This is a genomic window from Brachybacterium phenoliresistens (assembly GCF_039530785.1).
GTDB classification, from domain to species: Bacteria; Actinomycetota; Actinomycetes; order Actinomycetales; family Dermabacteraceae; genus Brachybacterium; species Brachybacterium phenoliresistens.
Window position 1 is genome coordinate 49,633 of the sequence record NZ_BAAAOW010000004.1, and the last position, 21,960, is coordinate 71,592.

Consider the following 21,960-nt stretch of genomic DNA (forward strand, 5'->3'; position numbering starts at 1 on the left):
GGGCCGGCTGAGCCCGGCCCGGGGCGTCGAGGCATCGGATCCCTCCTTGACAGGCCCGCCCCGCGGCCACACACTTAGTCATATGGCTAAGTATTCCGGCGATCCCGACTCCGAGGTCGACCTCGACCGGATGTTCCATGCGCTGGCCGACGGGACCCGCCGGGCGATGGTCGCCCGGCTGGTCCACGGACCCGCCTCCGTGAGCGAGCTCGCCGAGCCCTTCGGCATGGCTCTGCCCACGGTGGTCCGTCATCTGCAGGTGCTCGAGGAGGCGCGGATCGTCTCCTCCGAGAAGGTGGGCCGGGTCCGCACCGTCCAGCTGATGCCCGATGCGATGGTCCCCGCGAACGCCTGGATCATGGCCCACCGCCGACCGCAGGAGAGCCGCCTGGACCGCCTGGGCGAGCTCCTGGACCGGCACGACCCCGCCGAAGAGGATTGACATGACCCAGCACACCCAGACCCACGCCACCTTCGTCCTCGAGCGCCGGTACCCCGTCCCCGTGGACCGGGTATGGGCGGCCTTCGCCGACCCGGAGATCAAGCGGACCTGGTTCGGCGGCGGCGAGTTCGTCGACGTCTCGCGCAGCGACGACTTCCGCGTCGGCGGCACCTGGACCGACGACGGCCGCCCCGGCGAGGACGGGCCGATGTCCCGCTTCCGCGCCACCTACACCGACATCGTCGAGAACGCGCGGATCGTCTACAGCTACGACATGTGGCTGGACGACGCGCACGCCTCGACCTCGCTGTCCACCGTCGTCCTCGAGGCCGTCGACACCGCCGAGGGCCCGGCGACCCGCCTCACCTACACCGAGCAGGGCGTCCACCTCGACGGCGTGCACGGCCCCGGCCCCGAGGCCGCCGCCGGCCGCGAGGAGGGCACCGCCGGGCTGCTCGACGCCCTCGGGGCGACGCTCACCGCCGGCCGCTGAGCGAGCGCAGGTATCGCTGCGTGGAGAGGCGCTGCATGAGCAGCACCGCCGGGTACGCCGCCCGGAAGATCCAGCCGGCGGGCCGGGAGAAGGCCCGGATGCGCAGCCAGACGGAGCCGTCCGGGTCGTGCTCGACCAGGAACACCTCCTCGCCGCGCTCCGGATGCCCGGGCAGGGTGCCGTAGGCGAAGCCGCGCACGGCGGGCTCGCCGGCGCCGCCCGGCTCGTCGACCGTGTACACGACCCGGCACGGCACGTCCCGGGGCCACAGCGGAACGCGCATGAGAACCACGTCCCCCGCGGCGAGCGGACCCTCGTGCGGGGCCGCGACCTCGATGCCGGAGCGCCGCTGGATGCCCCAGCGGAGCGTCTCCTGCGCCGCGGCGCGCCAGGCGGCCTCGCCCCGGCCGATGCGCACCCGCCGCTCGATGGCCCGATAGCCGCGGGGCGGCCGCGACCGCAGATCGGCGCGGCGGGTCGCGCCGACCTCGGCGTACGTGAAGGTGTCCCCCGTGTGCATCAGGCCATCGTGCCACCGTGCGCGGTGGCGGCGGTGCCGAGGGCGCGGTCCCGATAGGGTCGAGGCACCCCATCCCCAGGAGCTGCCGCCGTGGTCCTCAAGACCCTCGCCATCGGACTGATCGTGCTGCTGCTCGCGCTGCGGCTGCTGCGCGGCCGGCTGGGCAGCGCCCTGCTCGGCGTGTCCGAGCGGGTGATCGACCTGGTCTACATCGGTGCGCTCACGGTGACCCTGGGGATCTCGATCGCCGCCGAGCAATGGCTGCTGGTGGCGATCTGCGCCGTGCTGCTCCTGCTGCGCGGGGTGGAGGCGCTGCGGGCCCGTCGGTCCCGGTCCCGCGCCTGAGCGGACCGCTCCGCCCGGCGGGGTCCGACGTTCCCGCGGGAACGCCGGATCCGATCATCCCCGGGGGTCGGCGTCCTCCCGCGGCGGCGCCGGAGTCTCGTCGACGGGCCGCGATCCGCCGAGGCGCTCCCGGAGCCTGTCGCGGACGGCGCGGACCGCCTCGCGCCCCCGGTCCAGCTCGGCCCGGCGCTCGTCGATCACCGCGAGCTGCCCCTCGAGCACGGCCAGGCGCTGCGCGTCGCTCATCGTGTCCCAGTCCCGCAGCTGCGTGCGCATCTGCTCGAGGGAGAAGCCGGCGTTCCGGCCGGCGATGATCAGCTCGAGGCGGCGCACCGCCCCCGGGCCGTACTCCCGGTACCCGTTGGCGCCGCGCGCGACCTGCCCGGGACTGAACATGTCCTCGCGCTCGTAGTGGCGGATCGCCGAGGGTGCCAGACCCGTGCGCCGGGACAGCTCGCCGATGCGCATGGCATCCCCCCTTGACCTTGAAGCGGCTTCACACTTTACCGTCCCGGGAGTCAGCGCATCGTCGTCGCGAAGGAAGTCCTCCATGTCCCCTGTGCTCCCGCTGGTCCCGTGGCTCGCCGCCGGCGCCGCCGCCCTGTTCGCGATCCGACTGGTGCTGTTCGCGGCGCTCCACCTGGTCCCCGGCGGCGTCCATCCGGTGCGCCACGCGGTGAGCGACTACGCGGCATCGCCGCAGCCGCGCACCCGGCGCCTGGCGACAGCGGCCTCCTGGTCGATGGCCGGGGCGTGGGTGGTGCTCGGCGCGGCGGTGCTGGCCGATTCCGCAGGCGCCGGCGGAGTGGCGCCGGCGGGGCTCTGGATGCTCGTGCTGGGCGCGGTGCTGGCCCTGATGCCCCTGGTGCCCACGGATCTGCCCGATGCCCCGACGACGCTGCGCGGGCGGGTGCATCTGCTGATGGCGATCGCCTGGTTCACGATCTCCTACTCCGAGATCGGGCCGATGCGCCGCATGCTGGGCGGGTCCGCCCTCGGCGGCGCGGTCTCGGCGCTCGGGGCGATCGCCGCGGTGGGCCTGGCCGCGCTGATCATCTCCCGCCTGGTGCCGGCGCTGCGCACCCGCACCTTCGGGATCAGCGAGCGGGTGTTCATCCTCGCCGTGACCCTCGCGCCGCTGCTCCTGGCGATCGGCCTGGCGGCCGGCTGATCGCCCGGCACCACGGCCGGGGCACCCCGTGGCCAGCACCCCGATCCCGCGGCCCAGCGCCCCGGGGCGGCTCCTGCCGACCGGGACCCGGACCGACGGAAGAGGCCGCCTCCCTCACGAGAAGCGGCCTCTGTCCTGCGCGGTGGAGACTAGGGGGGTCGAACCCCTGACCTGAAGCTTGCAAAGCTACCGCTCTACCAACTGAGCTAAGTCCCCGTATCGAGTTGTGCGATCCCGGCGCACCCGGGGGTGCGGGCCTCGGATCAGGAGGCGGGGATCTTCTCCGACTCGCCGGAGCCGGAGACCCTCTCGGCCTCGGCCCAGAGGGCGTTCTCGAGGCGGTCGGCCTCGACCTTCCTCCAGACGAGGAGACCGGCGACCGTGGTGCCGATCAGGACTGCTGCGAGCTTCACGAGCTTCATCTCGAATCCTCCGATACCTCGAAGTGGGCCTAACTGGACTTGAACCAGTGACCTCTGTCTTATCAGGACAGCGCTCTAACCGACTGAGCTATAGGCCCGTGCGACGTCCATCCCGCTCTCGCGGAACCTCTGCCGACGCACAACTGTACAGCCGCGGCGGGATCGGAGCCAACTCGGGGTGCGCGACTGTCCCGCAGGTCACAGAGCACCGGTCAGAGCCCGTCCGCGTCGTGCCAGAGGTTCTGCCATCGCCAGTCGATGGGGTCGCCGGCGCGCTGGTACCGGATGTCCGTGGACAGCCGCAGGGTCCCCGTCCCGTCGACGTTGTCGAGGGCGGCATGGATGATGTGCGCCGAGTGCACGACCACGTCCCCGGCGGCGTAGTCGGTCACCAGCCAGCGGGCGTCGTGCTCCTGCGCGAGGGCCGGGAGATCCGCCGTGATCGAGGCCGCCGGGCGCCGCAGCCGCCCCTGCGCCTCCTCGCGCAGCACGCGGCGGTGGCTGCCCTCGAGATAGGTGAGACCGCCCCGCTGCCGCGGGCAGTCCCCGAGGGGGATCCACAGGGAGAGCACCCGATCGGTCCCCTCCCGCAGGTAGACCAGGTCGTAGTGCGCCTGCGTCGCCGTGCCGATCCCGGACTCGCCGGGGCGGGTGTGCCGGATGATCCGGCGCCGATGCAGGTGGACGCGATCCCCGAGCAGCCAGGCGAACCAGTTCCGGATCCGCGGCAGCGTGCACAGGCGCTCGTACTGCGCCGAGGGCACGATCTCCTCGAACAGCCGGCGGCGCAGCAGGGCCCGGTCGATCTCCTCGCCGGCGTCGATCCCCGCGGGAGCCCGGTCATCGTCCGGGACCAGGCCCGTGCCGCGCATCGCGGAGAAGTAGAAGCGACGGAAGTCGAGGACCTCCCGGGCGGGGAGGTGTCCGGGCAGGTACAGATACCCGTCCCGTCGCAGGCGGTGCCAGAGGGCGTCCCGGTCCTGGCGTTCGTCCGCCGGCACCGGCTCCAGCGGGCCCAGCCGCTCCGGTCGCTCGTCGAGGACATATCCGTTCGAGGTGAGCATGCATCCAGCCTCCGCGCCGCCGACGGGCATGTCCCGGACTTCTCGCGACAGAGAACCAGGACTATCCTCACGGGCATGCCGCAGCCCGAGGCCAGGCCGTGGGCGCACTACGCCCCGATATCGCACATCCTGCGCGATTCCGGTCTGTGCTGCCTGGGTGCCGGGGAGCAGCAGGGCACCCCCGCGCCGGTGCGGCGCCGCGTGCTCGGCCACCACGCGATCCTCGTCATCACCGCGGGGACGGGCCGCTTCGAGGACACCGCGGGGAGCCACCGGATCGACGGCCCGTCCTGGCTGTGGCTGGATGCCGGCCGATGGCACAGCTACCGCCCCGATCCGGCCGGCTGGAGCGAGCACTGGGTCCTCCTGGACGGGATCGGTGCTCGGGCCTATCGCCCAGCCGTGCGCGGCCCCGGAGACGCCGTGGTCCGGCCGCTGCGGATGCCCGAGGGGCAGGTCGCGACCGTGTTCGAGCAGCTGCGCTCCGCGACCGGCACCCCGGGTCGCACGGCCGCGCTGCGGGCCTCGGCCCTGGTGCACCGCCTCCTCGGGGAGCTGCTCCCCGCCGACGGGGACGATGCCGCGGCCTCCGTGGTCGACGAGGTGGTGCGATCGGCGGCCGAGCACCTCACGGTCCTGCAGCGAGCCGCGCGCGCCGGGATCAGCCCTGCGCAGCTGCGCGAGGAGATCCACGGGCGCACCGGGATGACGCCGCACGAGCTGGTCCTGGCCGTGCGGCTGCGCAGCGCCCAATCTCTCCTGGCGGGCACCGATCTGAGCATCACCCGGGTCGCCGCGGACGTCGGCTTCGAGGACGCCTCGTACTTCGCCCGTCTGTTCCGCCGTCGCATCGGCCTGACGCCGCGGGAGTTCCGGGCGCAGCACCGCCGTCCGGACGTGCCGCCGGACCCCGCGCCGGGGACGCCCTCGCCCTGACGCGCATCACGGCAGCTCGGCATCGGGCCGGAACGGCAGCGGGCCCCGTGGATGTCCACGGGGCCCGCTGCGCGACGACGAGGTTCTCAGTCGTCGGTGAAGGTCATGGTCAGGCCGCCCAGCAGCGCCGCCACGATGTTGTAGAGGAACGCCAGCAGCGTGCCCAGGGCGGTGATGATGACGACGTTGACCGCCGCGATCACCGTGCCGTAGCTGACGAACTTGGAGAAGGTGAAGAACTCCATGAACGGCAGCGGATCGCCGCCGGTGAGGTCGCGGCCCAGGCTGTCGATCGAGGCCCAGATGCCCATGGCGTTGACGATGTTCCACAGCAGGATGATCGCCACCACCGTCGCGATGCCGATCGCGATCGCGATGAGGAAGCTGAGCTTCATCACCGAGAACGGGTCCACGCTGGACAGGGTCAGCCGGACGCGGCGCACCACCCGGGCGTCGGCGTCGTCCGCCGCCGCCTTCTTGGCGGGGCTGCGGCTCGAGCCCTTGGACGCATCGCCCGATCCCTGAAGGGACTCGCCCGTCCCCTCCGCCGGGGAGGCGGCGGACGGCGCCGCCTCGGCCTCCGGCGTCGAGGTCTGCTGATCATTGCTCGCCACGGGTCACTCCTCGGGATCTTCGTCGCCTGCGCGCAGGGCGTCGGACTCGTCAGAGCCTAGAGCATCGGCCTGGTCCTCCGGCGCCTGTGCTCCCCCGGCGTCCGGCGCCTCGTCGATGGCGCCCTGCTCCTCCACGCTACCGCCCGGCTCCTGGGAGCCCGGCGCCGGCGCGCCCTCGGGGCTGCCGTCGCCGGCGCCCTCGGCCTCGTCCTCGTCGACCTCCGACTCGGCCGAGGTGGTCACGAGCATGATGCGGTCGCCCTTGTCGGGCTTGGCGAAGATGACGCCCATGGTGGTGCGGCCCTTGGCCGGGACCTCGGCGACCTTCGAGCGGACCACCTTGCCCTTCTCCATCACCACGAGCAGCTCGTCGGACTCGGTGACCACGGCCGCGCCCACCAGGTGGCCGCGGTCGTCGGGCAGCTTGGCCACGCGGATGCCGAGGCCTCCGCGGCCCTGCAGGCGGTACTCGTCGATCGGGGAGCGCTTGGCGTAGCCGCCGTCGGTCACGGTCACCACGAAGGTGTCGGGACGGACCACGTCCAGGGCCAGCACCTCGTCGTCGCCGCGGAACTTCATGCCGGTGACGCCGCTGGTGGCGCGGCCCATCGGCCGCAGGACCGCGTCCTCCGCGGGGAAGCGGACGGACTGCCCGCCGGTGGAGACCAGCAGCAGGTGGTCGTCGCTGTTGACCACGCGGGCGCCGACCACCTCGTCGGTGCGCAGCCCCTCGGGGCCCTGCACCTCGCGCAGGTTGATGGCGATGATGCCGCCCTGGCGGCTGGAGTCGAAGGCCGTCAGCGGCGTCTTCTTGACCAGGCCGGACTTCGTGGCCAGCACCAGGTACTCGGCGTCCTCGTAGGAGGAGATCGCCAGCACCGAGGCGATGCCCTCGTCGGGCTGGAAGGCCATCAGGTTCGCCACGTGCTGGCCCTTGGCGTCGCGCGGCGCCTCGGGGATCTCGTAGCCCTTGGCCCGGTACACGCGCCCGGCGGTGGTGAAGAACAGCAGCCACTGATGGGTGGTGGTGGTGAAGAAGTGCTCGACCACGTCGTCGGCGCGCAGCGTCGCCCCGCGCACGCCCTTGCCGCCGCGCTTCTGCGCCCGGTACTGGTCGGTGCGGGTGCGCTTGACGTAGCCGCCGCGGGTGATCGTGACGACCACGTCCTCCTCGGGGATCAGGTCCTCCATCGACATGTCGCTGTCGAAGGGGAGGATCTGGGTGCGCCGGTCGTCGCCGAAGCGGTCGACGATCTCGGCGAGCTCCTCGGAGACGATCTCGCGCTGGCGCTGCGGGGAGGCGAGGATCGCGGTGTACTCGATGATCAGCGCCTCGAGCCGGTCGTGCTCCTCGATGATCTTCTGGCGCTCCAGGGCGGCCAGGCGGCGCAGCTGCATCGACAGGATGGCGTTGGCCTGGATCTCGTCGATCTCCAGCAGCTCCATCAGGCCGGTGCGCGCCTCATCGGCATCGGGAGAGCGGCGGATCAGGGCGATGACCTCGTCCAGGGCGTCCAGGGCCTTGAGGTAGCCGCGGTAGACGTGGATCTGGCGCTCGGCCTCGGCGAGCAGGTACTGGGTGCGCCGCACGATCACGGTGATCTGGTGCTTGGTCCACTCGCGCACGAAGGAGTCGATCGACAGGGTGCGCGGCACCCCGTTGACCAGCGCCAGCATGTTCGCGGAGAAGTTCTCCTGCAGCGACGTGTGCTTGTACAGGTTGTTCAGCACGACCTTGGCGACGGCGTCGCGCTTGAGGGTGAGGACCAGGCGCTGGCCGGTGCGGCCGGAGGTCTCGTCGTTGATGTCGGCGATGCCCTGCAGCTTGCCGAGCTTGACGAGCTCGGCGATCTTCCGGGCGAGGGTGTCGGGGTTGACCTGGTAGGGCAGCTCGGTGATCACCAGCGCCATGCGCCCGTTGATCTCCTCGGTGGAGACGACCGCGCGCTGGGTGATCGAGCCGCGCCCGGTGCGGTACGCCTCCTCGATGCCCTTGGTGCCCACGATGGTCGCGCCGGAGGGGAAGTCGGGGCCCTTGATGCGCGCCAGGCACGCGTCGAGCAGCTCCTCCTTGGTGGCCTCGTAGTTGGTCAGCAGCCACTGCACGGCGTCGGCGACCTCGCGCAGGTTGTGCGGCGGGATGTTGGTGGCCATGCCCACCGCGATGCCGGCCGAGCCGTTGCACAGCAGGTTCGGGAAGCGGGCCGGCAGGATCTCCGGCTCCTGGAGGGTGCCGTCGTAGTTGTCCCGCATGTCGACGGTGTTCTTGTCGATGTCGCGGACCAGCTCCAGGGCCAGCGGCGCCATCTTGCACTCGGTGTACCGCGCGGCGGCGGCGCCGTCGTCGCCGGCCGAGCCGAAGTTGCCCTGCCCGAGGATCAGCGGGTAGCGCATGTTCCACGGCTGCACCAGACGCACCATGGCGTCGTAGATCGCGGAGTCGCCGTGGGGGTGGTACCCGCCCATGACCTCGCCGACGACCTTCGCGCACTTGGAGAAGGAGCGGTCGGGGCGGTAGCCGCCGTCGTACATCGCATAGGTGATGCGGCGGTGCACGGGCTTGAGGCCGTCGCGGACGTCCGGCAGGGCGCGGTCGACGATCACGCTCATGGCGTAGTCGAGGAAGGAGCGCTGCATCTCGTGGTTGAGGTCGACCTGCGTGATGAGGTCGCCCTCGCCCTCGTCGAGGGGGTCGACCAGGGTCACGGTGCGGTGCTCGGCCTCGGCGGCGCTGACCTCGTGGCCACCGGCGGGCGCGCTGTCGGGGCCGACGGGGGCGCCGGAGCCGGTGGCGTCCAGGGCGGGGTCGGGCAGGTCGCCGGGCAGGTCCTCCTGGCCGGGGTTCTCGGGGGTCTGGGGGGTGTCGCTCATGCGGAGCCACCTTTCACGCGAAGACGGAGGTCACGGGTGCACGTCTCGGGGCGGCCGGGCGGGGCCGCGCGCCGAGCAGGTCAGATGTCCAGGAAGCGCACGTCCTTCGCGTTCTCCTGGATGAAGCGGCGGCGGGACTCGACGTCATCGCCCATGAGCACGGAGAAGATCGCGTCGGCATCGGCGGCCTCGTCCACGGTGACCTGCTTGAGGGTGCGGGTGGCGCGGTCCATCGTGGTGTTCTGGAGCTCCTTCCAGTCCATCTCGCCGAGACCCTTGTAGCGCTGGATGCCGTTGTCCTTGGGGATCCGCTTGCCGGCCGCGCGGCCCTCGACCAGGCGGGTGTCGCGCTCCTCGTCGCTGAAGACGTAGTCGTGAGGGGCGTTGGACCACTTCAGGCGGTACAGCGGCGGCATCGCGATGAACACGTGGCCCAGCTCGATCAGCGGGCGCATGTAGCGGAAAAGCAGCGTGAGCAGCAGGGTGCAGATGTGCTGGCCGTCGACGTCGGCATCGGCCATCAGGATGATCTTGTGGTACCGCAGCTTGGAGGCGTCGAAGTCGTCGCCGATGCCCGTGCCGAAGGCCGTGATCAGCGAGCGGACCTCCTGGTTGTCCAGCGCGCGGTCCAGGCGGGCCTTCTCCACGTTGAGGATCTTGCCGCGGATGGGCAGGATCGCCTGGGTGCGGGGGTCGCGGCCCTGCACGGCGGAGCCGCCGGCGCTGTCGCCCTCGACGATGAAGATCTCCGACTCGCCGGGGTTGCGGGAGGCGCAGTCGCGCAGCTTGCCCGGCATGCCGCCGCTCTCCAGCGGGGACTTGCGGCGGGTCGCATCGCGCGCCTTGCGGGCGGCCTCGCGGGCCATCGCCGCGGACTGCGCCTTGCGGACGATGTCGCGGGCCTCGTTCGGGTGGGACTCGAACCAGGCGCCGAGCTCCTCGGTCATCACCTTGGAGACGAAGGTGCGGGCGATGGTGTTGCCGAGCTTCGTCTTGGTCTGGCCCTCGAACTGGGGCTCGCCGAGCTTGACGGAGACGACGGCGGTCAGGCCCTCGCGGATGTCCTCGCCGGTGAGGTTGGCGTCCTTCTCCTTGAGCACGCCCTGCGCCCGGCCGTACCGGTTGACGATGCCGGTCAGAGCGGAGCGGAAGCCCTCCTCGTGGGTGCCGCCCTCATGGGTGTTGATGGTGTTGGCGTAGGTGTGCACGGACTCGGAGTACGCGCCGGTCCACTGCATGGCGATCTCCACCGAGATCATCGCCGTGGTGTCCTCGGCCTCGAAGCCGATGATGTCGGGGTGGATGACCTCGGCGCGCTTGGCCTTGTTGATGAAGTCGACGAAGTCCGCCAGGCCCCGCTCGTAGCGGTAGGAGACCGTCTTGGGGCCGACCGGCTCGCCGGCGTGCTCCGCCTCGCGCTCGACGTCGAGGGCCTCGTCCTCGTCCTGCTCCGGGAGCCGCTCGTCGGTGAGGGAGATGCGCAGGCCCTTGTTGAGGAAGGCCATCTGCTGGAAGCGCTTGCGGAGGGTCTCGAAGTCGTAGACGGTGGACTCGAAGATCTCCGGGTCCGCCCAGAAGGTGATGGTGGTGCCGGTCTCCTCGGTGGCCTCGCCCTTGTCCAGGGGCGCGGCGGGCACGCCGCGGTGGTAGGCCTGGCGCCACACGTGGCCCTCGCGGCGGATCTCGACCTCCATGCGGCGCGAGAGCGCGTTGACCACGGAGGAGCCCACGCCGTGCAGGCCGCCGGAGACCGCGTAGCCGCCGCCGCCGAACTTGCCGCCGGCGTGCAGGACCGTGAGCACGACCTCGACGGCGGGGCGGCCCTCGGTGGGGTGCATCTCCACCGGGATGCCGCGGGCGTGGTCGACCACGCTCACGCCGCCGTCCTCCAGCAGCGTGACCTCGATGGAGTCGCCGTGCCCGGCCATCGCCTCGTCGACAGAGTTGTCGACGATCTCCTGGACCATGTGGTGCAGGCCGCGCTCACCCGTGGAGCCGATGTACATGCCCGGCCTCTTGCGGACGGCCTCGAGGCCCTCCAGGACGGTGATGTCCGAGGCCTCGTAGTGCTCAGGGGAATGGGCGGCGGTCTGGGCTGCGCTCTGGCTCACGGAAGGATCCGCTCCTCGGGGTCCGGCGTCCCCGGCGAGGTGCCGCGCCGGGGTGGTCCGCGCCGCCGCCGGGGGCGCCGCCGGATGCCGGTGCGAGACGGCGTCCGCGGCCGCGCGAGAGCGGTGGCCGAACCTTCTCGATCCTACCGGAAACCGGTCCCGAAATCACGTCGACGGGCCGTCGACGCGGGGTCTCTGAGACGCACCAGATGCCCCTGAGAGCCGCGCAAGGGCCGCTGCGAGCGATTCGCGCCCCGGGAGACGAGGGCCTGTACGTCTCCCCGGGCGCTCGGCCCTCACAAGGCCGCTGGCGCGCTCGGGCCGGCGGCCGATGGGGCCGGCGGCCGCTCAGCCGAGGCCGGCGAGCACGCGGGCGGTCGCGATCGCGGCCGCCGCGGCCTCGTGGCCCTTGTCCTCCCGGGAGCCCTCCAGCCCCGCGCGGTCCAGCGCCTGAGCATCGTCGTCGCAGGTCAGAAGCCCGAAGCCGACGGGGACGCCGTGCTCCAGGGCGACCCGGGAGAGCCCGTCGGTGGCGGCGTGGCACACGTAGTCGAAGTGCGGGGTGCCGCCGCGGATCACGACGCCGAGCGCGACGACCGCGTCGTGGCTCGCCGCGAGGCGGTCCGCGATCACCGGCAGCTCGAAGGATCCGGGGGCCCGCACCAGCAGCGGCTCGACGCCGGCCTCGGCGCAGGCGCGCTGCGCGCCGGCGATGAGGCCGTCCATCACCTGCTCGTGCCAGGACGAGGCGACGATCGCGACCGACAGCGCGGGGGCGTCGGCGGCGGGGGCGAGGTCGAGGGTGGGGCTTCCGTGTCCGCTCATGCGGTCTCTCCGTTCATGCGGTGCGCGCCCGGGAGGGCGGCAGGTGTGGTGGCAGGGGTGATGGGGGCAGGGGTGGTGGGGGCAGGGGTGCTGGCGGGGGACGCGGTGCCCGGCAGGCCCACCAGGTGGTGGCCCAGCCGGTCGCGCTTGGTGGTGAGGTAGACGAGGTTCTCCGCGGTGGGGTGCACGTCGAGGTCGACGATCTCGGCGATCTCGACGCCGCCCTCGCGCAGGGCCTCCGCCTTGACGGGGTTGTGGCTGAGCAGCGCGATCCGCTCCACGCCCAGGTGGGAGAGGATCCGCGGGACCACCGCGAAGGAGCGGGCATCGGCCGGCAGCCCCAGCTCGAGGTTCGCCTCGACGGTGTCGCGGCCCTGGTCCTGCAGCGCGTAGGCGCGCAGCTTCTCCACCAGGCCGATGCCGCGGCCCTCGTGCCCGCGCAGCAGCACCAGCACGCCGCGCCCGGCGGCGGCGATCCGGGCCAGGGACTCCTCCAGCTGGGGGCCGCAGTCGCAGCGCCGGCTGCCGAAGACGTCGCCGGTCACGCACTCGGAGTGCACGCGGGTGAGGACGGGATCGGCGGTGGTGACGTCCCCGCGCACCAGCACCAGGTGCTCCGCGGTGCCCTCGCGCACCGCGAAGGCCGAGAAGGTGCCGTGGGGGGTGGGCAGCTCCACCGGCGCGGTCGCCTCGAACGCCACCGAGGCCGGGATGCGCGCGGACGCCGCCCCCCGCACCTCGGAGCGCCGGTGGGCGACGAGATCCTCGATGGAGATCATGGCCAGGCCGTGCGCATCGGCGAACTCGCGCAGCGCCGGGGCGCGCATCATCTCGCCGTCGTCGTGGACCAGCTCGACCAGCACCCCGGCGCGGGGGCGCCCGGCGAGGGTGACGAGGTCCAGCGCCGCCTCGGTGTGGCCGCGCCGCTCGAGCACGCCGCCGGGACGGGGCCGCAGCGGGAACACGTGCCCGGGCCGGGTGAGGTCGTGGGCGACGGACCCGGCATCGGCGAGCACCTGCAGGGTGCGGGCGCGGTCCGCGGCGCTGACCCCGGTGGTCACGCCCTCGCGGGCGTCGACGGTGAGGGTGTAGGCGGTGCGCAGCGGATCCTCGGGGTCCGGGACCATGGCCGGCAGCTCGAGCGCGTCCAGCCGCTCCCCGGGCAGGGAGACGCAGATGATGCCGGTGGAGAACCGGACCGCGAAGGCGAGCAGCTCGGCGGTGGCATCGGCCGCGGCGAAGATGATGTCGCCCTCGTTCTCGCGGTCGGCGTCGTCGACCACGACCACGGGGCGGCCCGCCGCGATCTCGGCGATCGCGCGGTCGACGGGGTCCAGGCGCACGCTCATCGCTGCGCCGCCTCGCCCTCGGCCGTGCCCGGGGCGGGACGGGTCCCGGGCAGCAGCCGCTCGACGTGCTTGGCCAGCACGTCGACCTCGATGTTCACGCCGGCGCCGGCCGTGCGCAGGCCCAGGGTGGTGCGGGCGAGGGTCTCGGGGATCAGGCCGATGGTGATCTCGTCCGCTCCGAGGGCAGCGACGGTCAGGCTCACGCCGTCCACCGCGATCGATCCGCGGTCCACCACGTAGCGGCCGGTGCCGGCGGGCAGGGCGATGCGCAGCAGGTGCCCGCCCTCGCCGCCGCCGTTGGCCAGCACGGTGCCGACGCCGTCGACGTGGCCCTGGACGATGTGGCCGCCCAGGCGCCCGTCGGCCCGCAGGGAGCGCTCGAGGTTGACGCGGTCCCCGGCGGCGAGGGTGCCCAGGGTCGTCGCGGCGAGGGTGGTGGCGATGACGTCGGCCGTCCAGATCTCGCCGTCGATCGCGGCGACGGTGAGGCAGCAGCCGCTGACGCTGATCGAGTCGCCGAGGGAGACGCCCTCGAGCACGTGGGCGGCGCGGATGCGCAGGCGGGCGGGGCGGTCCTCGCCCGCGGCGGGCAGCTCGAGCGACACGACGGTGCCGAGCTCCTCGATGATTCCGGTGAACATGGGGGTCCTTCTTCCTGGGGGCTTCCGGGCTGGGGCGGTTCAGCGCTGCGCCGGGGCGGGCCGGCGGGGGCGCGGACGGAGGGTGAGCTGGAGGTCGGTGCGGCCGTCGGCGGATGTCAGCGGGGCCACGTCGAGCAGATCGAGGTCGAGGGCGTCGCCGATGCTCGTGATCCCGAGGTCGCCGAGGGCGGGCGCGCCGGCCCCGAGCAGCTTCGGGGCCAGGTGCACGAGCAGCTCGTCCACGCAGCCCGCGCGCAGGAAGGCGGCCAGCAGCGTCGGCCCGCCCTCGAGCAGCACGTGACGGCGGCCGCGGGCATGGAGGTCGGCGAGGGCGGCGTGCGGGTCGCGGGTGCGCAGGTGCACGGACTCGCCGGCGCCCTCGACGGCGAGCAGCTCCGGCGCCGGGCCGGTGCCCATCACGGCCCGCAGCGGCTGGCGCGGGTGCAGGGTGCCGTCGCTCCGGCGCGCGGTCAGGCTCGGACGGTCGATGCCGGCGGTGCCGGTGCCCACCAGCACCGTGTCGCAGGCGGCGCGCAGGCGGTGGACCTCCTCCCGCGCCGCAGGGCCGGTGATCCAGCGGCTGCTGCCGTCCGCGGCGGCGGCCCGGCCGTCCAGGGTGGCGGCGATCTTCGCGGTGACCAGGGGACGGCCGGTGCCCAGGGCGTGCTCCCAGCCGCGGTTGAGCTCCGCGGCGCGGGCGGCCAGATCGGCGGGGACGTCGAGGTCGACGTCCAGGCCCGCGGCGCGCAGCAGCTCGGCGCCGCCGGCGGCGACGGGGTTGGGGTCCCGGCGGGCGATGACGACGCGGGCGATCCCGGCGCCGATCAGGGCCTGCGCGCAGGGACCGGTGCGGCCCGTGTGGGTGCACGGCTCGAGGGTGACCACGGCGGTGGCGCCGGCGACGTCGACGCCGTCCGCGGCGGCGCGGGCGAGGGCATCGGCCTCGGCGTGCGCGGTCCCGGCGCCGCGATGGAATCCCTGGGCCAGCACGCGACCGGTCGGATCCAGCAGCACGCAGCCCACCCGGGGGTTGGGGCCCAGGGGAACGCGGGGATCGGCGGCCAGCTCGAGGGCGCGGCGCAGCGCCTCGCGCTCGGCGCCCTGCGGCCCGGTGCCGGGGTCGCGCCCGGCGGTGCGGTGCTGCGGCATACTCGTCCTCCTCCGTCCGCGCTCGCGGCTCGGAGGGAGGAAAGGGTTCGCGCAGTGCACGACCACGGGAGGCGGCTCGCCGGGCGCGCGGGAGCCGCGCGACCGAGAGTCGTCCCGAGGACGTGTTCGCGTGCTCTTCCCATCCGGACTCTCACCGTCGGTCCAGGAGTTCCACCTGGTCAGCCGAGGGCCAGAGGCCATCGGGTCGCGGACTGTCACCGCCGGCTCGGAATTTCACCGACCCCAGTGCACGCGAGCTTCTCAGCTCGTCGATCAGTCACGCTAGCACTGCCCGGGCCGCCGTGGCATGTGAGCTGCCCGTCACCGCGCTCAGCCGTAGGTGTCGCGCGGACCCCTCCAGGTGACGGTGCGCCGGCCCTTCTTCCAGGACTGCGCGGCCGGTCCGGTCACCTTCAGCTCGCTGATGACGTGGGCGCCGACGTGCTCCTCGATCGCGGTGATGAGCTGGGCGGAGATCATGCGCAGCTGGGTGGCCCAGGCCGAGGAGGAGGCGCTGACCACGAGCACCCCCTCGTCCAGGGACACGGGCCGGCAGTGCTGGGCGACCTGCTCGCCGACGATCGTGTCCCATTCCTCCAGCACGCGCCCCGCCCGGACGCCCTCGTCCCAGCCGAGGTCGCCGAGCACGCGGCGCAGCACCAGCTCGATGCCCTGGGGATCGCGGGGATCGGGCCGGGCGCCGGAGTAGCCGGGGGCGTGCGTGGAGCGGTCGCGCGGGCCGCGGGCCTGGGTCGCCCGGGAGATGGGGAACAGCCCGCGGTCCCGGGCCGCGGCCCGGGAGCGGTTCACCGTGCGCCGGGCGAGCTCGAAGGGATCGTCGGGCCGCGCCAGCTCCGGCGGATCGGCGGGGTCGGGGTCGACCGGATCCTCCCGCGGGCCGTCCGGGTCCGGGGCGGCCGCGGGATCCGCATCGGCCGGCGGGAGCGCCGGACCCGGCCGGCGACCGGAGGCGGCGGGGCGCGCGGCGGCGGGGCGTGCGGCGGCGCCCCGACGCTCGGGGGCGGACGGACGCTCGGGATCGGCGGGCCGCTCGGGGACGCCGGGACCCGACGGCGCGGACGGCTCGGGCCGGCGCCAGGTCGAGAGGTCGTACGGGTTCGGGGCGCCCCCCTGGGGCCTCACCATCCGGACACCGCCGAGCTCGCCGACCCCGTCGCCCCCGCATCCCGCGGCACCGCGCGGCCGCTGGTCACGTCGACCACGTGGATCGCGCCGTGCAGGGAGGCGGGGATGTCGGTGTCGTTGGCCGTGGTGATGAGGACCTGGTCCGCGCCGGTGACGATGCGTCCCAGGCGCTCGCGACGGTGCACATCCAGCTCGCTGAACACGTCGTCGAGGATCAGGATCGGCTCGCCGTCGCCGAGGTCGCCCTCCTCCAGGCGCAGCAGGTCGTAGGAGCCCAGCCGCAGGGCCAGGGCCAGGGACCAGGACTCGCCGTGGCTGGCGTAGCCCTTGGCGGGGAAGTCGTGCAGACGGATCTCGAGGTCGTCGCGGTGCGGTCCCACCAGGGTGACCCCGCGGTCGACCTCGTCCTCCCGGCGCGCGGCGGCGATCTCGAGGATCGCGTCGTGAATCTGCTGCAGCCCGGGCAGCTCGCCCGGCTGCGGGGCCAGCACCTCGAGCGCGGCGGAGGTGTAGGCGATGTCGGCCGGGGAGCGCACCTCGCCGCGATCCTGCGGCGGCAGGTCCAGGGCGAGCTCGGCGCCCTCAGCGGTGGCCACGCGCAGGTACGAGTAGCCCACGTGGGGGCGCAGACGATTGACCAGGTGCAGCCGGGCCCGGGTGAGCTCGGCGCCGAGACGGGCGAGCTGGGCGGTGAACACCTCGAGGGTGGACTCGGCGGCCTCGGCCGGATCGAGACCGCCCACCGGGCGGGCGCCGCCGCCGCGGCGCATGCTGCGCATCTGCTTGAGCAGGCCGGAACGCTGCTTGACGACGCGGTCGTAGTCGGCCTTGACCCCGGCATAGCGCGGGGCGATGAGGAACAGCAGCTCGTCCAGGAAGCGGCGCCGCCCCTCGGGATCGGCCTTGACCAGGCCCAGGTCCTCGGGGGCGAAGAGCACGGCCCGCACCTCGCCGAGCAGGTCCCGCAGCCGCGCCACGTTCTGCCCCTGCAGCCGGGCGCGGTTGGCCTTCCCGGGCGTGATCTGCAGATCCACCTGCAGGTCCCGGCCCGCGCGGCGGAAGCTCGCCCGGATGATCGCCGTCTGCGCCCCCCGATGCACGAGCGCCGCGTCGTGCGGGACGCGATGGCTCGAGAGGGTCGCGAGGTACCACAGCGACTCGACGATGTTCGTCTTGCCCTGGCCGTTGGCCCCCACGAAGACGGTGATGCCCGGGCCGAAGCCCAGCTCGAGACGCGGGTAGGAGCGGAAGTCGGTGAGGTCGAGGGCGGTCAGCTGCACGCCGGCACCTCGGGGCTCAGATCCGCATGGGCATGATCAGGTACTTGTACGTGCTCTCCGGCGCGCCCTCGAGGGACTCCTGGCCGCTCATGACCGAGGGCTTGATGGAGTCGGTGAAGGTCAGCCGCGCGAAGTCCGCGCCCAGCGCGCCGAGCCCGTCGAGCAGGAAGCCGGAGTTGAAGCCCACCACGAGCTCCTCGCCGTGCAGATCGGCCTCGAGCACCTCGGAGGCCTGCGCGTCGTCGCCGGCGCCGGCCTCGAGGGCGACCTGGCCGTCGCTGAAGGACAGCCGCACCGGGGTGTTGCGCTCGGCCACCAGGGACACGCGCTTGACGGCGTCGATCAGCGGGGCGGTCGCGACCACGGCCGTGATCGGGGAGGAGTCCGGGAACAGGCGGCGCACCGGCGGGTAGTCGCCGTCGACCAGGGTCGAGGTGGTGCGGCGGCCGGCCGACTCGAAGCCGATCAGGTGCGCCCCCGACTCCTCCGACAGGGCGATGTCCACGCTCGAGCCGGTCGACAGCGACCGGGCGACCTCGTGCAGGGTGCGGGCCCGGACCAGGGCCGTGAGCTCGACGCCGGGGTTGGTCGGATGCCAGGTCAGCTCCCGCAGCGCCAGGCGGTAGCGGTCCGTGGACATGAGGGTCATCTTCTCGCCGGAGATCTCCACCCGCACGCCGGTCAGCAGCGGGAGGGTGTCGTCCTTGGAGGCGGCGACGGTGACCTGGGAGATGGCCTCGGCGAAGACGTCCGCGGCGACGGTGCCGGCGACCGGCGGCATCGTGGGCAGCTGGGGGTACTCCTCGACCGGCAGCGTGGCCAGGGCGAAGTGCGCGCTCCCGCAGCGGACCTGCAGCTTCGTCCCCTCCAGGGCGATGGAGACGTCCTTGTTCGGCAGCGCCCGGACGATGTCCGAGAGCATGCGCCCCTGGACCAGCACCTCGCCCGGGGTCTCCACCTCCGCCGCGATCGTGATCTGCGCGCTGACCTCGTAGTCGAAGGTCGAGAACTGCAGCTCGCCCGCAGGATCGGCGATGATCCGCACGCCCTGCAGGATCGGCATCGCCGGACGGACAGGGAGGGTGCGGGTGGCCCAGGAGACGGCGTCACCGAGGACACCGCGATCAAGGTGGAACTTCACCGTCGCCACTCCTTCGCAGTGGTTGAGAGCTGATGGAGCCCTAGCGTATCCGCACGTTTCGGCTTCCCGCGACACGCCGGGCGCATCTGCGCCGGTCCCCGGCCCCTGCGCAGCTCCCCGGAGCCGCCGCGAGCCCTCGCTCGACGACCCGACTTCTCCACAGCACACGGGGAACAAAGACAAGAATCCTCTTATTCACAGCTGTGCACTCTGGGGAGAACTGCCATCGTCGCAGGTCATGCGCATCGAACGGGTCGTGGAGAGGTTCTGGACCTCTCCGCCGCCCCTGTGGGCGCGGTGTGCACAGCAGCGCTCGAGCGGTCCGGAGACGTCATTCGCCCGTGCACATCGCCTCTTGGGCAGATGCTCGGTTCTCCACACTGTCCACAGAGTTGTCCCCAATTGGGGATGACCTGCATCGGAGCATCCCCGGGATTCCGGATGTGATCCGCGACCGATCCTCAGCGGACCTGGTCGGCGCTCGAGTTCTTGATCCGCGCGGTGAGCTCGGTGACCTGGTTGAAGATCGCCCGGCGCTCCTTCATGAGCTCGGCGATCTTCTTGTTCGCGTGCATGACCGTGGTGTGGTCGCGGCCGCCGAACTCCTTGCCGATCCGGATCAGCGGCATGTCGGTGAGCTCGCGGCACAGGTACATGGCGATCTGCCGCGCCGTGACCAGCACGCGGGTGCGGGCGCCGCCGGTCACCTGATCCACGGTCAGACCGAAGTACGCGGCCGTCTGGGCGATGATCGTGGCGGCGGTGATCTCCGCCCCCGAGTCATGGGTGAGGAGGTCCTTCAGCACGCTCTCGGCCAGGGAGACGTCCATCGGCTGCCGGGACAGGGAGTGCAGCGCCTGCACGCGGATCAGCGCGCCCTCGAGCTCGCGGATGTTCGTCGAGATCCGCGAGGCGATGTACTCCAGGACGTCGCGGGGGACCTCCTGGGTGTTCTCCATCTCGACCTTCTTGCGCAGGATCGCGATGCGGGTCTCGAGGTCCGGCGGCTGCACGTCGGTCATCAGACCCATCTCGAAGCGCGAGCGCATGCGGTCCTCGAAGCCGCCCAGCTGCTTCGGCGGCAGATCCGAGGTGATGACGATCTGCTTGTCCGCGTTGTGCAGCGTGTTGAAGGTATGGAAGAACGCCTCCATCGTCTCCGGCGCGCGCTGCAGGAACTGGATGTCGTCGATCAGCAGGATGTCGATGTCGCGATAGCGGCGGTGGAACTCCTGCGCCTTGCCGAACTGGCCGGACTGGACCGAGTTGATGAAGTCGTTCGTGAACTCCTCGGAGTTCACGTACCGCACCTCGATGCCGGAGTACATCGACTGGGCGTAGTGGCCCACCGCATGCAGCAGGTGCGTCTTGCCCAGCCCCGAGCCGCCGTAGATGAACAGCGGGTTGTAGGCCTTGGCCGGGGCCTCGGCCACGGCGGAGGCCGCGGCCTGCGCGAAGCGGTTGGAGGCGCCGATCACGAAGGTCTCGAAGGTGTACTTCGCGTTCAGGCGCGAGTCCGAGCCCAGGGTCGAGTCCCCGCCGTCCTGCGGGGCCGGATGCGGGGAGGCGGCCGATGCGGGCCGCTGCTGGAGGTGGCGGCGCTCGAACAGGGCCGCGGGCTCGTCGTCCCGGACCGGCTCGGGGCGCGCCGGCCGCTCCGCGAACGGCGAGTCGTCGTCCTCGCGGACGCGCTCCTCCCGGCCGCGCGGCGAGGAGGCCTCGCGCGGCTCCCTGCTCTCGCGCGGCTCGCGGTGCTCCCGCGGCTCCGGGCGGCGCAGCGGCGGGTTGTCCACAGCATCGTCCACAGCGCTCTCGCGGCGCGGGGCAGGGGCCGGGGAGCTGGTCGCCGGGCGGTCCTCGTCCTCGGAGCCGGACATCAGCAGCGTCGCGTCGATGGTCACCGCGAAGCGCGTCTCCCGGCCCACGGCCTGCGTGAGCGCGGAGCTCAGGGCCGCGGCGTAGCGCTGCTCGAAGACGTCCTTCGCCCAGCTCGAGGGCACGGCGAGCAGGGCGGTGTCCGCGACCACGGCCATCAGGCGGGAGAGCGTCAGGAAGGCCATGGCGCGCTCGTTGACCTCGTCCTCCCGGCGCAGGACGCGCAGGGTCTCGTCCCAGGTCGCGTCGAGGTCGAGGGTGCTGTCATCCATGGTGGTCTCCGAGGGCAGTGGCCGGTTGTCCACCCAGTTTTCCACATCGCCGAGGGCGCTGGGGACCTCGGGCAGGCGGTTGTGCACATCCTCGCGCCGCGGGCCGCGCGGCGGGGGCCCGACCGGCCCGCCGCGGATGAGAATCCCGCCACAGTCCGCGTGACCTGCGCCGCTGTGATTGACCGCGTCGATGCTCGCTCCTAGACTCGTGCAGTCAGTCCTGTGCGCCGTGTCGCAGCAATGCGGCGGGCGGCATGCGGTTGCAGCCCCGTTCCCGCGGGTGCGCCCCGGTCGTCTCCCGATCGCACAGCAGACCACCAGCCACCGTGGGGGCACACCCGTGCCCACGACCGAGGAGAACCGATGTCCAAGCGCACGTTCCAGCCGAACACCCGCCGCCGCGCCAAGAAGCACGGCTTCCGCGCCCGCATGCGCACCCGCGCCGGCCGCGCCATCATCAACGCCCGCCGTTCCAAGGGCCGCGCCGAGCTCTCGGCCTGAGCCCGGCGCGTCCGGGCAGGCCCGGCCCATGTCCTGGGCGCGGCACCGGCTTCGCACCGGCGACGACTTCCGCGCGGTCTCCCGACAGGGAAGCCGCAGCGCACGATCCCACGTGGTGGTGCATCTGGCCCTCCTCCCGCAGAGGGGGCCGGAGCCCCGCGTGGGATTCGTCGTGTCCAAGAAGGTCGGCAACGCCGTGGTGCGCAACCGGACGGCCCGGCGGCTGCGCGAGATCTTCCGCGCCCGCATGGACTGCCTGCCGCCCGGGACCGACGTCGTGATCCGGGCGCTGCCCGGCATCGACGGCCTCGCCTTCGCCGAGCTCGAGGACCAGGTCGCCGGCGCCCTGGACTCCGCGCTCGACAAGGCCCGGCGACGTGCCGGGCGCTCCGCAGGAGCCGCGCGGTGACCGCCGCCGTCCGCCCGGGCCCGCTCTCCTGGATCCTGCGGGCCCCGCGCCGGCTGCTGCTCCTGCCGATCCGTGCCTACCAGGTGGGGATCTCGCCGTACACGCCGCCGGCCTGCCGGTACTACCCGGTGTGCTCCCAGTACGCCGTGGACGCCCTGCACGTGCACGGCGCGGTGAAGGGGACCCTGCTGGCCACCGCCCGGATCGTGCGCTGCAACCCGATCAGCCGAGGGGGGACCGATCCGGTGCCCGCTCCCGGCATGTGGAGGAATCCACGCCGATGACGGCCGCACAGGCCCCAGGCCCTACCCTTGACGAAGACTCCGACCCGCAGCTGTCACATCGCATGGACGTCATGCGCGTACCGACAGCAGGAAGATCAG

23 protein-coding genes, 2 tRNA genes and 1 riboswitch are annotated in these 21,960 nt (G+C 72.8%); of the genes, 8 read left to right on the top strand and 17 right to left on the bottom strand.

Translation table 11 applies throughout. From position 1 onward, the window contains the following. Positions 1 to 82 precede the first annotated feature (82 nt). Positions 83 to 442, top strand: a complete 360-nt coding sequence (locus ABD234_RS10560) for an ArsR/SmtB family transcription factor (RefSeq protein WP_344355953.1) — start codon at positions 83 to 85, stop codon at positions 440 to 442. Position 443: 1 nt separating this feature from the next. Then, entirely contained in the window at positions 444 to 935 is a 492-nt protein-coding gene (locus ABD234_RS10565; RefSeq protein ID WP_344355955.1) for an SRPBCC domain-containing protein, read from the top strand. Here ABD234_RS10565 and ABD234_RS10570 read toward each other — a convergent pair. Beyond that, positions 919 to 1,455 (bottom strand): DUF1990 domain-containing protein, encoded by a 537-nt coding sequence (locus ABD234_RS10570; RefSeq protein ID WP_344355957.1) that lies wholly within the window; start codon positions 1,453 to 1,455, stop codon positions 919 to 921. The two genes, ABD234_RS10565 and ABD234_RS10570, sit on opposite strands and share 17 nt — an antisense overlap. 90 nt (positions 1,456 to 1,545) lie before the next feature. Here ABD234_RS10570 and ABD234_RS10575 point away from each other — a divergent pair, with 90 nt between their 5' ends. Next, positions 1,546 to 1,800 (top strand): hypothetical protein, encoded by a 255-nt coding sequence (locus tag ABD234_RS10575; protein WP_038373775.1) that lies wholly within the window; start codon positions 1,546 to 1,548, stop codon positions 1,798 to 1,800. Between the two features lie 54 nt (positions 1,801 to 1,854). On the opposite strand, the gene ABD234_RS10580 is transcribed toward ABD234_RS10575, so the two are convergent. Beyond that, complete coding sequence (locus ABD234_RS10580; protein ID WP_051487034.1) at positions 1,855 to 2,268, bottom strand: MerR family transcriptional regulator; 414 nt, start codon at positions 2,266 to 2,268, stop codon at positions 1,855 to 1,857. Between the two features lie 82 nt (positions 2,269 to 2,350). Between ABD234_RS10580 and ABD234_RS10585 the strand changes: the two genes are divergently transcribed. Beyond that, complete coding sequence (locus ABD234_RS10585; RefSeq protein WP_344355961.1) at positions 2,351 to 2,971, top strand: DUF998 domain-containing protein; 621 nt, start codon at positions 2,351 to 2,353, stop codon at positions 2,969 to 2,971. Positions 2,972 to 3,114: 143 nt separating this feature from the next. On the opposite strand, the gene ABD234_RS10590 is transcribed toward ABD234_RS10585, so the two are convergent. The 4 genes from ABD234_RS10590 to ABD234_RS10605 all read right to left on the bottom strand — a co-directional run bounded on the left by ABD234_RS10590 (position 3,115) and on the right by ABD234_RS10605 (position 4,457). Then, positions 3,115 to 3,187, bottom strand: a tRNA-Ala gene (locus ABD234_RS10590). A gap of 47 nt (positions 3,188 to 3,234) precedes the next feature. Continuing rightward, complete coding sequence (locus ABD234_RS10595; RefSeq protein ID WP_344355963.1) at positions 3,235 to 3,393, bottom strand: DLW-39 family protein; 159 nt, start codon at positions 3,391 to 3,393, stop codon at positions 3,235 to 3,237. Positions 3,394 to 3,417: 24 nt separating this feature from the next. After that, a tRNA-Ile gene (locus ABD234_RS10600) sits at positions 3,418 to 3,491 on the bottom strand. Between the two features lie 114 nt (positions 3,492 to 3,605). Next, entirely contained in the window at positions 3,606 to 4,457 is an 852-nt protein-coding gene (locus tag ABD234_RS10605) for a phytanoyl-CoA dioxygenase family protein (RefSeq protein WP_344355965.1), read from the bottom strand. Positions 4,458 to 4,532: 75 nt separating this feature from the next. On the opposite strand from ABD234_RS10605, the gene ABD234_RS10610 reads away from it, so the two are divergent. Then, positions 4,533 to 5,393 (top strand): helix-turn-helix domain-containing protein, encoded by an 861-nt coding sequence (locus ABD234_RS10610; protein WP_344355967.1) that lies wholly within the window; start codon positions 4,533 to 4,535, stop codon positions 5,391 to 5,393. A gap of 86 nt (positions 5,394 to 5,479) precedes the next feature. On the opposite strand, the gene ABD234_RS10615 is transcribed toward ABD234_RS10610, so the two are convergent. The 11 genes from ABD234_RS10615 to dnaA all read right to left on the bottom strand — a co-directional run bounded on the left by ABD234_RS10615 (position 5,480) and on the right by dnaA (position 20,667). Then, positions 5,480 to 6,007, bottom strand: coding sequence for a DUF3566 domain-containing protein (locus ABD234_RS10615; RefSeq protein WP_038373778.1), 528 nt, complete (start codon positions 6,005 to 6,007; stop codon positions 5,480 to 5,482). A gap of 3 nt (positions 6,008 to 6,010) precedes the next feature. Further along, the gene (gene gyrA, locus ABD234_RS10620; RefSeq protein ID WP_344355970.1) at positions 6,011 to 8,878 is read right to left on the bottom strand and encodes a DNA gyrase subunit A; all 2,868 of its coding nucleotides are present in this window, start codon (positions 8,876 to 8,878) and stop codon (positions 6,011 to 6,013) included. A gap of 80 nt (positions 8,879 to 8,958) precedes the next feature. After that, entirely contained in the window at positions 8,959 to 10,989 is a 2,031-nt protein-coding gene (gene gyrB, locus ABD234_RS10625; RefSeq protein ID WP_344355972.1) for a DNA topoisomerase (ATP-hydrolyzing) subunit B, read from the bottom strand. A gap of 348 nt (positions 10,990 to 11,337) precedes the next feature. Further along, positions 11,338 to 11,814: a 6,7-dimethyl-8-ribityllumazine synthase gene (gene ribH, locus ABD234_RS10630; RefSeq protein WP_038373782.1), complete on the bottom strand. Its 477-nt coding sequence runs from the start codon at positions 11,812 to 11,814 to the stop codon at positions 11,338 to 11,340. Continuing rightward, a complete protein-coding gene (gene ribB, locus ABD234_RS10635; RefSeq protein ID WP_344355974.1) occupies positions 11,811 to 13,163 on the bottom strand; it encodes a 3,4-dihydroxy-2-butanone-4-phosphate synthase in 1,353 nt (450 codons plus the stop codon). Before ribB ends, ribH begins: the two co-directional genes overlap by 4 nt. Continuing rightward, positions 13,160 to 13,804, bottom strand: a complete 645-nt coding sequence (locus tag ABD234_RS10640; protein WP_344355976.1) for a riboflavin synthase — start codon at positions 13,802 to 13,804, stop codon at positions 13,160 to 13,162. Before ABD234_RS10640 ends, ribB begins: the two co-directional genes overlap by 4 nt. A gap of 39 nt (positions 13,805 to 13,843) precedes the next feature. After that, complete coding sequence (gene ribD / locus ABD234_RS10645) at positions 13,844 to 14,953, bottom strand: bifunctional diaminohydroxyphosphoribosylaminopyrimidine deaminase/5-amino-6-(5-phosphoribosylamino)uracil reductase RibD (RefSeq protein ID WP_344355978.1); 1,110 nt, start codon at positions 14,951 to 14,953, stop codon at positions 13,844 to 13,846. A gap of 126 nt (positions 14,954 to 15,079) precedes the next feature. Beyond that, positions 15,080 to 15,209, bottom strand: a riboswitch (FMN riboswitch). A 74-nt stretch (positions 15,210 to 15,283) separates the two neighbouring features. Next, the gene (locus tag ABD234_RS10650) at positions 15,284 to 16,099 is read right to left on the bottom strand and encodes a DciA family protein (protein WP_344355980.1); all 816 of its coding nucleotides are present in this window, start codon (positions 16,097 to 16,099) and stop codon (positions 15,284 to 15,286) included. Next, positions 16,093 to 17,379 (bottom strand): DNA replication/repair protein RecF, encoded by a 1,287-nt coding sequence (gene recF / locus ABD234_RS10655; RefSeq protein ID WP_344355982.1) that lies wholly within the window; start codon positions 17,377 to 17,379, stop codon positions 16,093 to 16,095. The genes ABD234_RS10650 and recF overlap by 7 nt, the downstream gene beginning before the upstream one ends. Before the next feature lie 16 nt (positions 17,380 to 17,395). After that, on the bottom strand, positions 17,396 to 18,520 hold the full coding sequence (dnaN, locus tag ABD234_RS10660) for a DNA polymerase III subunit beta (RefSeq protein ID WP_038373786.1): 1,125 nt from the start codon (positions 18,518 to 18,520) through the stop codon (positions 17,396 to 17,398). Positions 18,521 to 18,981: 461 nt separating this feature from the next. Beyond that, the gene (gene dnaA / locus ABD234_RS10665; RefSeq protein ID WP_038373834.1) at positions 18,982 to 20,667 is read right to left on the bottom strand and encodes a chromosomal replication initiator protein DnaA; all 1,686 of its coding nucleotides are present in this window, start codon (positions 20,665 to 20,667) and stop codon (positions 18,982 to 18,984) included. 363 nt (positions 20,668 to 21,030) lie between these two features. Here dnaA and rpmH point away from each other — a divergent pair, with 363 nt between their 5' ends. Genes rpmH through yidD form a run of 3 tightly spaced genes read left to right on the top strand, consistent with a single transcriptional unit; the run spans position 21,031 to position 21,861 of the window. After that, positions 21,031 to 21,168, top strand: a complete 138-nt coding sequence (gene rpmH / locus ABD234_RS10670; RefSeq protein ID WP_038373787.1) for a 50S ribosomal protein L34 — start codon at positions 21,031 to 21,033, stop codon at positions 21,166 to 21,168. Between the two features lie 28 nt (positions 21,169 to 21,196). After that, positions 21,197 to 21,577 (top strand): ribonuclease P protein component, encoded by a 381-nt coding sequence (gene rnpA / locus ABD234_RS10675; protein ID WP_344355986.1) that lies wholly within the window; start codon positions 21,197 to 21,199, stop codon positions 21,575 to 21,577. Further along, positions 21,574 to 21,861 (top strand): membrane protein insertion efficiency factor YidD, encoded by a 288-nt coding sequence (yidD, locus tag ABD234_RS10680; protein ID WP_344355988.1) that lies wholly within the window; start codon positions 21,574 to 21,576, stop codon positions 21,859 to 21,861. The genes rnpA and yidD overlap by 4 nt, the downstream gene beginning before the upstream one ends. Positions 21,862 to 21,960 lie beyond the last annotated feature (99 nt).